10 protein-coding genes are annotated in these 11,785 nt (G+C 40.3%); all 10 read left to right on the forward strand.

From position 1 onward, the window contains the following. The first annotated feature begins 266 nt into the window (after positions 1 to 266). On the forward strand, positions 267 to 2,282 hold the full coding sequence (metG, locus tag D3H64_RS09910; protein WP_121566054.1) for a methionine--tRNA ligase: 2,016 nt from the start codon (positions 267 to 269) through the stop codon (positions 2,280 to 2,282). Beyond that, a complete protein-coding gene (locus D3H64_RS09915) occupies positions 2,263 to 3,069 on the forward strand; it encodes a TatD family hydrolase (protein ID WP_233554941.1) in 807 nt (268 codons plus the stop codon). The genes metG and D3H64_RS09915 overlap by 20 nt, the downstream gene beginning before the upstream one ends. Next, on the forward strand, positions 3,070 to 3,657 hold the full coding sequence (locus D3H64_RS09920; RefSeq protein ID WP_121566056.1) for a toprim domain-containing protein: 588 nt from the start codon (positions 3,070 to 3,072) through the stop codon (positions 3,655 to 3,657). 675 nt (positions 3,658 to 4,332) lie between these two features. Then, complete coding sequence (locus tag D3H64_RS09930; RefSeq protein ID WP_121566058.1) at positions 4,333 to 5,316, forward strand: mannose/fructose/sorbose PTS transporter subunit IIA; 984 nt, start codon at positions 4,333 to 4,335, stop codon at positions 5,314 to 5,316. A gap of 18 nt (positions 5,317 to 5,334) precedes the next feature. Continuing rightward, positions 5,335 to 6,138 carry a PTS mannose/fructose/sorbose transporter subunit IIC gene (locus tag D3H64_RS09935; RefSeq protein WP_121566059.1) on the forward strand — a complete coding sequence of 268 codons (804 nt, stop codon included), beginning with the start codon at positions 5,335 to 5,337 and terminating at the stop codon, positions 6,136 to 6,138. 16 nt (positions 6,139 to 6,154) lie between these two features. Beyond that, on the forward strand, positions 6,155 to 7,069 hold the full coding sequence (locus tag D3H64_RS09940; RefSeq protein WP_121566060.1) for a PTS system mannose/fructose/sorbose family transporter subunit IID: 915 nt from the start codon (positions 6,155 to 6,157) through the stop codon (positions 7,067 to 7,069). A 172-nt stretch (positions 7,070 to 7,241) separates the two neighbouring features. Further along, on the forward strand, positions 7,242 to 7,628 hold the full coding sequence (locus D3H64_RS09945) for a DUF956 family protein (protein ID WP_121566061.1): 387 nt from the start codon (positions 7,242 to 7,244) through the stop codon (positions 7,626 to 7,628). Positions 7,629 to 8,016: 388 nt separating this feature from the next. Then, a complete protein-coding gene (nrdI, locus tag D3H64_RS09950) occupies positions 8,017 to 8,385 on the forward strand; it encodes a class Ib ribonucleoside-diphosphate reductase assembly flavoprotein NrdI (RefSeq protein ID WP_121566062.1) in 369 nt (122 codons plus the stop codon). Further along, positions 8,378 to 10,561: a class 1b ribonucleoside-diphosphate reductase subunit alpha gene (gene nrdE, locus D3H64_RS09955; RefSeq protein ID WP_121566063.1), complete on the forward strand. Its 2,184-nt coding sequence runs from the start codon at positions 8,378 to 8,380 to the stop codon at positions 10,559 to 10,561. Before nrdI ends, nrdE begins: the two co-directional genes overlap by 8 nt. A gap of 12 nt (positions 10,562 to 10,573) precedes the next feature. After that, positions 10,574 to 11,530 (forward strand): class 1b ribonucleoside-diphosphate reductase subunit beta, encoded by a 957-nt coding sequence (nrdF, locus tag D3H64_RS09960; protein ID WP_121566064.1) that lies wholly within the window; start codon positions 10,574 to 10,576, stop codon positions 11,528 to 11,530. Positions 11,531 to 11,785: the final 255 nt, after the last annotated feature.

The raw sequence follows: 11,785 nt of genomic DNA on the forward strand, positions 1-11,785 counted from the left end.
AAATAACACCACCTCGGTGATAGGTGGTGTTTATGGTTATGAGTCAGGGAATTCAGGTTATATGACATGTACAGACAAATATTGTCTCTTTTACCAACAACAAAAAGTATTGAGCCTCCATTTTTTTATACTTGGAAAAATGCTATAATGGAAACGATTGTGTGCACTTTGTTCAATCAAGGTGCTATTGGGTCAGCTTTGGCCTGAAAGATTTTGTCAGAGATCCCTAGTCATTTCTAGGGAAACTCATCATAGGAGGATATGACATGTCAGAAGAAAAAACTTTTTATATTACCAGCCCTATTTATTACCCTAGCGGTCGTTTGCATATAGGGAATGCTTATTCCACCATAGCTTGTGATGTACTAGCTCGCTATAAACGTTTGACGGGGTATAAGGTGTACTATTTAACAGGTACAGATGAACATGGGCAAAAGATTGAAAAGAAAGCAGAAGCACTTGGTGTTGAGCCACAAGCTTATGTGGATAGAATGGCTAACGGAATACAAGCACTTTGGAAAACCTTACGTATTTCTAATGATGGCTTTGTGAGAACGACGGATGACTATCACGTCAAGGCTGTGCAAAAGATCTTCCAACAACTTTTAGACCAAGGGGATATCTATCTAGGGTCATATGAAGGTTGGTACTCTGTTTCTGACGAAGAATTCTTTACTGAAACCCAATTGACGGAAGTATTTAAGGATGCAGAGGGCAAGGTCACTGGAGGGATTGCTCCATCCGGCCATGAAGTGGAATGGGTCAGTGAACCAGCCTATTTCTTCCGTATGAGTAAGTATGCGGATCGTTTGGTGAAATATTACGAGGATCATCCTGAATTTATCCAACCAGAGTCTCGTAAGAATGAAATGATTAATAATTTCATCAAACCTGGCTTAGAAGATCTTTGTGTCTCTCGTACCTCATTCTCTTGGGGGATTCCAGTGAAAAGTGATCCAAAACATGTGGTTTATGTTTGGATAGATGCCTTGACTAACTATATTACCAAACTAGGCTATGCTTCTGATAATGATGAACTTTTCCAAAAATTCTGGCCAGCAGATGTGCATATGGTAGGGAAAGAGATTGTACGTTTCCACACGATTTATTGGCCAATTATGTTAATGGCTCTAGGTTTACCATTGCCAAAACAAGTCTTTGGGCATGGCTGGTTATTGATGAAGGATGGAAAGATGTCTAAATCTAAGGGGAATGTGATTTACCCTGAAGATTTAGTTAGCCGCTATGGCTTGGATGCTTTCCGTTACTATTTGATGCGTGAAGTGAAATTTGGTTCTGATGGGGTATTTACACCAGAGGATTATGTCAGTCGAATTAATGTTGACTTAGCAAATGACCTAGGGAACCTCTTGAATCGGACGGTTGCTATGATCAATAAATATTTTGATGGGGTCATTCCAGTTGATCAAGTAGGAGAAACAGCTGTAGATAAAGACTTAGAAGCGGTTATTCAAAATGCTCAAAGTATGTTTATTGAAGAAATGGAGAAAAAACACTTCTCTGATGCATTAGAACACGTCTGGAGCATTGTTTCTCGGGCGAATAAATACATTGATGAAACAGAACCATGGCAATTAGTGAAAGATGAAAGTAAGACAGGCGAATTGGCAAGTGTTATGGTTCACTTGGTGGAATGTTTGCGTGTGGTGGCCATTTTGACCCAACCAATCTTATTAGATACTCCAGTTGCTATTTTTGATCAATTGGGCTTATCAGATGCTTCTAAGGATCCAATTAATGAAATTGTCCCAATGCATATTGAGACGAAGAGTCATGTGATCAAAAAAGGTGAGCCTGTTTTCCCACGTTTGGATAGAGAAGTTGAAGAGGAAGCCATTCGAGCTATGATGCCAGGCTTCGATGAGAAAAATGCCGAAGTGGAAGAAAAAACTTTTGATCCAGATGAAACTGAATTAGTATCCTTCAAAGAAAAACAAATTAAATTTGACCACTTTGATCAAGTAGAATTGAAAGCAGCAGAAGTTATAGAATGCCATAAGGTTAAAGGGGCAGACAAATTGCTCCGCTTTGTCCTGGATGCAGGAGATAAAGGTTACCGCCAAATCCTTTCTGGAGTTGCAGCTTACTATCCTGATCCGGAAGCTCTAGTTGGGACTAAAGTGTGTATTGTAGCGAACTTAAAAGCTCGGAAAATGCGTGGCTATATCAGTCAAGGGATGATTTTGACAGCTGATAAAGAAGACCAAGTTGTCTTACTGACACTTCCAAAAGACGTGCCGAATGGATCGGAGATTTGCTAAAATGATTGAGATATTTGATACCCATTGCCATTTAAATGCGGAAGAGTTTGATGGGAAAGTAGATGAAGCCATCCGTCAAGCCCATGAATTGGATGTCACACGTTTTGCCGTGGTGGGGTTTGATTATAAGACCATTGAAAAAGCTATCGAATTAGCAGAAAAATACGACCACATTTGGGCTATCATTGGATGGCATCCTACTGAAACCCATACCTACACTAAGCAGGTGGAAGATTATCTCTACAGCAAATTAGCCCATCCTCGAGTGGTAGGATTAGGAGAAACGGGTTTAGATTATTACTGGGATAGTGCCACACCCCAAGAGCAAGAACGAGCCTTTCGTCGGCAAATGGCTATGGCCAGAGACTTGCATCTTCCGGTGATTGTACATAATCGTGAGGCGACAGATGATTGTTACAAAATTTTAAAGGAAGAAAAAGTCCATTTAACTGGGGGTATCATGCATAGTTATAATCAAGGTCCAGCTTATACTGAAAAGTTTTTAGACCTAGGGATGCATCTATCCTATAGTGGGGTACTAACCTTTAAAAATGCGCCAGAAGTGAGAGCGTCTGCTGCGGTAACCCCTAACGACCGCTACCTTTTAGAAACAGATTCGCCTTATTTGGCGCCGATGCCTTACCGTGGCAAGCAAAACCAACCAGCCTATACGCACTATGTCGCACAAGAAATGGCTAAGGTTAGATCTGTTTCTTACGAACAAGTGGCAGCTGAAGCCACTCGAAATGCCCTAAACTTATTCGGCTTAAATGAGAAGGATTGCTAGATGGTCAAAAATGGAATGTCTCCCATCTATGTTGTGGAAGGGCGAGATGATACTCGTCGCCTCAAGTCAGTCGATCCTACTTGCCAAACGGTGGAGACAATAGGTTCTTCTGTTCCTGATGAAGTCCTTAATCGCTTGCTTTTCTTGGAACAGCTGGGGCATCCGATTGTCATCTTGACTGATCCAGATGTCCAAGGAGAACGTATTCGTCGAATAGTAGGACAGGCTCTTGACCACCCCATTCATTTACATATTACCCGTTCAGAGGGAAAGTCACTAAGGGCTAAACACAAAAGTTTAGGGATTGAACACGCTTCAGATGAAACTATTCTCCGTTTGTTGAATCAAGCGAAAGACTTGTGCCAAATGTCCTCCTCTTCCTTAAAGAGACCTGATCTATGGACTAGCAAAATGGTGAGAGATTACGGTTTGGTGGGGCGGGATGAGTCAAGATGTTTAAGGGAGTATCTAGGAGAAAAGTTGACAATTGGTTATGTGAATGGCAAACACATAGTGGAACGATTAAACCAACACGGTATTAGTAAAGAACAAGTTGAAAGTTTACTAGAGCTCTTTTTCAAAGAATAGCTAAACGATAGGGAAAGCTCTATAAACGATAGAGAAGCCTAACCCAAAGGATGACAGTAATTCCTGGGCTAGGCTTCTTTGTGCTATAGAAGGAATATATAGTTGACAAGGGATGGAAGCTGAATTCCCTGACTCATCACCGTTATTGGTTGGGAAATTCAGGATGGAATGGAAAAAACTATAATAAACTTGAGCTGTTCCCTGAAAACGTATTGATAATAGTAGCAACACGAGACCTTCTACTATAGGGATCAAGTATGAGATAGAAATAACTAGGCTTTTATAATAGTAGAAAGACGGGATATGACTAGCTGAGAGAAAGGAAACAATGACCCTGCCCATTTGGAAGTTATAAGAAAAAAGAGTGAAGAAAAAAGATCTGTTATGGGATAATGATGAGCCTATAGAGGATATAAAAAGGAATAAGAGAAAAAATAGGAATATTTTTAGCATAAATCCATTTATTTTTGTATTTTTTGGAGTAAAGCACAAGCGTTTGCACTTGCTTTGTGGTATACTTAACAATGGCATTAGGAGATGGTGTGTTTTTTATTAGGTTGTTAGCTATCATCATTATATATTCGCCTAAATGAAAACGAATACAGTCTACTAATGAAAGCGAATCGTTTGCTTTCACAACCAAGCAAACGGGAGAATTTATAAGGAGGGAAAGAAATGGTTGGAATTATTCTCGCAAGTCATGGGAACTTTGCGGAAGGGATCAAACAATCTGGGTCGATGATTTTCGGCGAACAAGAAGATGTCCGAGCAGTGACCTTGTTGCCAAGTGATGGCCCAGATGATTTGAAGGCTAAGCTCCAAGAAGCAATTGCTTCATTGAGTCAATCAGATGAAGTCTTGTTTTTGGTGGATTTATGGGGAGGAACGCCTTTCAATCAAACATCAGGTCTCTTTGCTGGCCATGAAGACAAATGGGCAATTGTTACTGGCTTAAATCTACCAATGTTGATTGAAGCTTATGGTTCTCGTTTAACAATGACTTCTGCGCAAGAAATTGCCAAGCATTTAGTGACATCAGGGAGAGACGGTATCAAGACCCTTCCTGAAGCATTAACGCCAGCTGTACAAGTTGCTGGACAGTCTACTGCGCAAGGCCCTATTCCAGAAGGTACAGTTTTGGGAGATGGGAAAATCAAGTTTGTTTTGGCTCGGGTGGACTCTCGTCTATTGCATGGGCAAGTTGCAACTTCTTGGACCAAAGCTCAAAAGCCAACACGTATTATTGTAGTGAGCGATGATGTGGCTCATGACAACTTACGGAAGAAATTGATTGAACAAGCTGCTCCTCCAGGAGTACATGCTAATGTTATTCCATTGAAGAAAATGGTTGAGGTCTATAAAGACCCACGTTTTGGCAATACCAAAGCGATGTTGCTCTTTGAAAATCCTCAAGATCTCTTGAAAGTTGTTGAAGCAGGCGTAGATATTCATGAAGTGAATGTTGGATCTATGGCTCACTCTAAGGGTAAGGTTGTTGTTAATACAGTACTTTCTCTAGGGCAAGCAGATGTGGATGCTTATGAAGCTTTGAAGGCGAAAGGCATTACATTTGATGTGCGTAAAGTGCCTGCAGATTCACGTGGAAATATGGATGACATTCTCGCTAAGGCTAAACAATTGCTGAGCGAGCAAGCTTAGATATAAAGGAGGAGAACTATGTCTGCCATTCAAATGATTTTAGTGGTCATTGTGGCCTTTTTTGCAGGTATGGAAGGGATTCTCGATGAATTTCAATTCCATCAACCTATTATTGCCTGCACATTGATCGGTTTAGTAACAGGTAACTTAGAAGCAGGGATCATCCTTGGGGGATCTTTGCAAATGTTAGCTTTGGGGTGGGCGAATATCGGGGCTGCCGTTGCACCTGATGCTGCCTTGGCTTCTGTAGCTTCTGCTATTATTCTCGTTTTAGGGGGGCAAGGTGTTGCTGGGGTAAACTCTGCGATCGCTATTGCCATTCCTTTGGCTGTTGCCGGCTTATTCTTAACCATGATTGTTCGTACACTTTCTGTGCCAGTTGTTCACATGATGGACAAGGCTGCAGAGACTGGTGATTTCCGTAAAATTGAAATTTTACAAATGGTTGCCATTGCTATGCAAGGTTTGCGTATTGCTATTCCTGCAGCAGCTATGATCTTCATTCCTGCTGACGTGGTGAAATCTGCCTTAGAATCTATGCCTGCTTGGTTGAATGAAGGTATGGCTATCGGTGGTGGGATGGTCGTTGCCGTTGGTTATGCTCTCGTTATCAACATGATGGCAACTAAAGAAGTATGGCCATTCTTTATTCTTGGTTTCTGTATCGCCGCTGTGACGAACTTAACCTTGATGGCTTTAGGGGCAATCGCTGTAGCCTTTGCTTTAATTTACTTGAACCTTTCCAAGATGGGTGGATCAAACTCCGGTTCTAATTCTTCTAATACTGGGGATCCACTTGGCGACATCCTGAATGACTATTAGGAAGGAGATTTGAACGATGACGAAAGAACGTATTGAATTAACGAAACAAGATCGTTTAGCTGTTGCATGGCGTTCCACTTTCCTTCAAGGGTCATGGAACTATGAACGGATGCAAAATGGTGGTTTTGTTTACGCCATGATTCCTGCATTGAAGAAATTGTATACTACACAAGAAGAACGTGCAAAAGCGGCTCAACGTCACTTGGAATTCTTTAACACTCACCCATATGTGGCTTCTCCAATTATTGGGGTTACCTTGGCCTTGGAAGAAGAACGGGCAAATGGTTCTGCTGTTGATGATGTAGCTATCCAAGGGGTTAAAGTTGGGATGATGGGACCACTAGCCGGTGTTGGTGACCCTGTCTTCTGGTTCACTGCTCGTCCAATGATCGGTGCCCTTGCTGCTTCTATCGCATTAGGCGGGAGCATCATGGGACCAATCCTCTTCTTCGTGGTTTGGAACATCCTACGTTTTGCCTTCATGTGGTACACCCAAGAATTTGGTTACAGATCAGGAACGAAGATTACAGAAGATGTTTCTGGTAACTTACTACAAGATGTGACAAAAGGTGCTTCTATCTTGGGGATGTTCGTTTTAGCAGCCTTGGTTCAACGTTGGGTAAATATCAAGTTTGCGCCAGTTGTTTCTAAAGTTCCTCTATCGAAAGGTGCTTATATTGAATGGAGCAAACTCCCAGCTGGAGCAGAAGGGATCAAACAAGCTATCACTCAAGTTAACTCTGGTATGGCTATTGATCCAGTGAAAGTGACAACCTTACAAGATAACTTGAATTCACTAATTCCAGGTTTGGCACCACTTCTCTTAACTCTCTTATGTATGTGGTTATTGAAGAAGAATGTTTCTCCAATTGCGATCATCCTTGGTTTGTTCGCAGTAGGGATCATCGGCCACTTGGTTGGTATTTTGTAGTACGATCCATTACTCAAGGCAGGCGTTAGACTCGTGACCTCTTTTTCTGAAGATAGCTAAGGTTTTTAGATCAAGTGGCAAGAAGGCGTCTGCCTTAGATTGAAAGAATATAGTGAAGACTGGTAAACTGAAAGTAGAAGAGTAAACCATTCTTATTGAAAGGAGGCCAGAAATGATCCAATCAATAAATAGCAAAGTTGACTTGGTAGAAAAGGCTACTTCCTATAGTGGATTGACAGATTACGGGCAAATCATGATAGGAGATAAGGGATTTGAATTTTATCACGATCGGGACGTGAATAAATATATCCAAATTCCTTGGACAGAAGTTGACAAAGTGATCGCCCAAGTTCTCTTTAAAGGGAAATGGATTCCAAGGTTCGGCATTCAAACCAAGCAGAGTGGATTATTCCAATTTGCAGCGAGAGATACGAAGAAAGTTTTGCGGGCGATTAATCGCTATGTGAAAGACGAGGACATGGTAAGATCCTTGAGTTTTGCCCAAGTGATTTCTCGTGGATTAAAGGCCTACTATCAAAAATTCTTTCATAAAAAATAAATAGCTAGAGTAAGTATAATTAGCAAGTGAGCTGACTCAAATAGGCTTACAGCATTAACGAAGAGGAGAGGGGAGCTTCTCTTGTTAAGGGGATGTGTCTATTTTATACTTGCGCACAAAAGGACCAATTAAGGAGATGCCTGAAAAGGGCACCTGGCTTAATTGGCCTTTTTTTGTGGTCGAACCGCTAAAAAACAAAGTTGTGAAACTTGAAGGATGGTAGGTTAAGGGTAGCCTTTTAAAAGGGGGGAAGAAATTCTTTTAAAAAGAAAGAGTTTTTTACTTTCTTTTACCAGCTAAATAGTGTAGGATTAATAACGCAAACACAAAATATAGAGATACAAACTAAACAAACCACTAGATATTGTGTTTTAGAAAGAGGGATAAGATGTTATTGGTATACATGTCCTTAACTGGTCAAACAAGAAAATTTGTCCAGAAATTTGATTGGCCAAGTATTGAAATAACGATGGAGAATGCCTTTTCCATTGAAGTAAAGGAAGATTATTTGTTGATTGTACCGACTTATGCGAATGAGGTAACAGAAATCGTCAATGATTTCTTGGAAACTGGTAACAATCAAGCCTACTGCCGTGGGGTTTGCGGAGGTGGCAATCGGAATTTTAATGAACTATTTTGTTTTACCGCTAAAGATATCTCAGAAGATTACGGAGTCCCCCTAGTCCATTGCTTTGAGTTTCAAGGGAGCGACTTTGATGTTGAAACAGTGAAAGAGAAGGTGAAGGAACTTGCATAAACCAAAACGTGTGGAACAAAGCACAGAAGTCAGCTATTTTGCCCTAAATAATGAATTAAACCGGCCTATTGACGGGAAGATCCCTTTGGAAAAGGACAGGGAAGCCGTACGAGCTTTTTTTCTTGAACATGTGAACCCTAATACCGTGTTTTTCTATACCTTGGACGAGAAGTTAGATTATTTGGTCGAAAACGATTATATAGAGAAGGAATTTCTTGATAAGTACGACCGCAATTTTATTAAGCAATTGATGCAAAAGATATATGACAAAAAATTCCGTTTTAGATCCTTTATGGGAGCTTTTAAATTTTATCGGCAATATGCCTTAAAAACGAATGATGGGGAACGTTACCTCGAAAGATTTGAAGATCGTATTGTCTTTAATGCCCTCTATTTAGCTGATGGGGACGAGCAATTAGCCGAAGATTTAGCCGAAGAATTGATTCATCAACGCTATCAACCAGCAACTCCTACTTTTTTAAATGCTGGGCGTAAACGACGTGGAGAACTTGTTTCTTGCTTCCTTTTACAAGTGACAGATGACATGAATTCCATTGGGCGAACCATTAATTCTTCCTTACAACTGTCTAGAATTGGTGGAGGAGTTGGGGTATCTCTATCCAACCTTCGAGCTGCTGGAGATCCTATTAAAAAAATAGCTAATGCGTCAAGTGGGGTTGTACCGGTGATGAAGCTTTTGGAAGATTCCTTCTCTTATTCCAACCAGTTGGGTCAAAGGAATGGTGCAGGGGCTGTTTACTTGAATGTTTTCCATCCGGACATTGTAGCTTTTCTTTCCACTAAGAAAGAAAATGCAGATGAAAAGATTCGTGTTAAAACCTTATCGCTTGGCTTGGTTGTGCCAGATAAGTTTTACGAATTGACGGCTAAAGATGAGATGATGTATTTGTTTAGCCCTTATGATGTCGAAAGAGTATATGGGAAGCCTTTCTCCTATGTGGATATTACAGCTGAATATGATCGCATGGTGAATAATGAAGAAATCCATAAGTCTAAAATTCGAGCAAGGGACTTGGAAAATGAAATTGCTAAATTGCAACAAGAATCAGGCTACCCTTATATCGTAAATATTGATACGGCTAATCGGACTAATCCTATTGATGGCACTATTTTGATGAGTAACCTCTGTTCGGAAATTCTTCAAGTTCAAGATTATTCCATTCTTAATGATGCCCAAGAGTATGTCAAACTAGGGACGGATATTTCATGTAATTTAGGGTCAACCAACGTGGTTAAATTGATGCAATCACCAGATTTTGGGAAATCTGTGGATGTTATGGTTAGAGCTTTGACATTTGTGACGGATCATTCACATATTAAAGCAGTTCCTTCTGTAAAAAATGGGAATGATAAGGCCCATACGATAGGTTTAGGGGCAATGGGCTTGCATACCTTCTTTGCTTTGAATGAAATGCATTATGGCTCAGCCGAATCGATTGAATTTACGGATCTTTACTTTATGCTCCTGAATTATTATACTCTCAAGTCTTCTTGCGCCATTGCCAAGGAAAGAGGAGTAACTTTCGATGGCTTTGAACGGTCGAAGTATGCTACAGGAGAATATTTTGACCGCTATACGTCTAAGGAATTGCGGATTGAACACGATAAAGTAGCAAAGATTTTCGATAATGCAGGCATTCAATTGCCTTCCGCTAGTGATTGGGAACAATTGAAAAAAGATGTGCAAACATACGGGCTTTACCATCAAAATCGTTTGGCTGTGGCACCGACTGGGTCTATTAGCTATGTGAACGAAACGTCAGCTAGCTTACATCCAATTACCCGCTTAATTGAAGAAAGGCAAGAAAAGAAAACAGGAAAAACCTACTATCCTGCGCCTTACCTGTCGAATAAGACTTTGCCATATTATACTTCTGCCTATGATACGGATATGCGTAAGGTAGTCGATGTCTATGCTGCGGCTCAACAACATATCGACCAAGGGATGAGTTTGACCTTCTTTATGAAATCTAAACTCTCGGATGATTTGTATGAATGGAAAAAGGGGCGGACGGATAAGATGACCACTCGGGATTTGAATATCTTGCGTCACTATGCTTGGCGAAAAGGGATTAAGTCGATCTATTACATCAGAACCTTTACCGAAGATGAGCAAGAAATTGGCAGCAACACATGTGAAAGCTGCACAATTTAAGGAGGAAAGCGAATGACGCAAGAAAATTACACCGCTATTAACTGGAATTCGATTGAGGATATGGTGGATAAACTCACCTGGGAAAAATTAACAGAGCAATTTTGGTTAGATACGCGTATCCCTTTGTCAAACGATTTAGATGATTGGCGAAAGCTAAGCCCAAAGGAAAAAGATATGGTAGGGAAGGTCTTTGGAGGGTTAACTCTTTTAGATACCCTTCAAAGTCAGGATGGCGTAGAAGTCATTCGGGGAGACATACGGACACAACACGAGGAAGCGGTATTGAATAATATCCAATTTATGGAGTCTGTCCATGCCAAATCCTATTCCTCAATTTTCTCTACTTTGCATACTAAGGCAGAAATTGAAGAAATATTCCAGTGGACGAATTCTAATCCTAAAATCCAATATAAAGCGAAACGGATTAATGAGATCTATCAAAATGGGACGGGCTTACAAAGAAAAGCTGCCTCTGTTTTGCTGGAAACATTTCTCTTTTATTCTGGTTTCTATGCTCCCCTTTGGTATTTAGGAAATAATAAATTAGCCAATGTGGCAGAAATTATCAAACTGATTATAAGGGATGAATCTGTTCATGGAACCTATATTGGCTATAAGTTCCAATTAGGCTATCAAGAATTGCCAGAAGAAGAACAAACAAAATTAAAGAATTGGATCTATGAAACGCTCTATGAACTCTATCAAAATGAGTGTCAATATACCCAAATGATCTATGATGAATTGGGGTGGACAGAACGGGTCAAAACTTTCATTCGTTATAATGCCAATAAAGCCCTGCAAAACTTAGGGTTTGAGCCTCTCTTTTCTGATAAAGCAGAGGATGTTGACCCGATTGTGATGAATGGGATATCGACCGGAACAAGCAATCATGATTTCTTCTCGCAAGTGGGAAATGGTTACTTACTTGGTGCAGTAGAAGCTATGGATGATCAAGACTACTATATTTAAGCCTGATCTAGTGAAGAATTACTAGAGTTGGAGGGTCTGAAAGTTAACGAGAGAGGACAGCTAAATTTTAGGCTGTTCTCTCTTTTTACCTTGTTTAAAGGAAAAATGTGCTGGAACATTGGACTTTTTAGCATTAGTTTTCTTGTATTAGGACTTTTCAGTTATTGCTAGCATGGTATACCCTAAATTCCTCCAAAATTTGTCCACCATTTAATTTTTCACAAGCTCATTTATATAATCGTTGATGTCAATGTT

Source organism: Atopobacter sp. AH10 (assembly GCF_003664595.1).
Classification (GTDB): domain Bacteria; phylum Bacillota; class Bacilli; order Lactobacillales; family Aerococcaceae; genus Atopobacter.

Bases quoted from the DNA above. Each gene is read 5' to 3' on its own strand.
- metG (WP_121566054.1), top strand. From the start codon at position 267: ATGTCAGAAGAAAAAACTTTTTATATTACCAGCCCTATTTATTACCCT.
- D3H64_RS09915 (WP_233554941.1), top strand. From the start codon at position 2,263: ATGGATCGGAGATTTGCTAAAATGATTGAGATATTTGATACCCATTGC.
- D3H64_RS09920 (WP_121566056.1), top strand. From the start codon at position 3,070: ATGGTCAAAAATGGAATGTCTCCCATCTATGTTGTGGAAGGGCGAGAT.
- D3H64_RS09930 (WP_121566058.1), top strand. From the start codon at position 4,333: ATGGTTGGAATTATTCTCGCAAGTCATGGGAACTTTGCGGAAGGGATC.
- D3H64_RS09935 (WP_121566059.1), top strand. From the start codon at position 5,335: ATGTCTGCCATTCAAATGATTTTAGTGGTCATTGTGGCCTTTTTTGCA.
- D3H64_RS09940 (WP_121566060.1), top strand. From the start codon at position 6,155: ATGACGAAAGAACGTATTGAATTAACGAAACAAGATCGTTTAGCTGTT.
- D3H64_RS09945 (WP_121566061.1), top strand. From the start codon at position 7,242: ATGATCCAATCAATAAATAGCAAAGTTGACTTGGTAGAAAAGGCTACT.
- nrdI (WP_121566062.1), top strand. From the start codon at position 8,017: ATGTTATTGGTATACATGTCCTTAACTGGTCAAACAAGAAAATTTGTC.
- nrdF (WP_121566064.1), top strand. From the start codon at position 10,574: ATGACGCAAGAAAATTACACCGCTATTAACTGGAATTCGATTGAGGAT.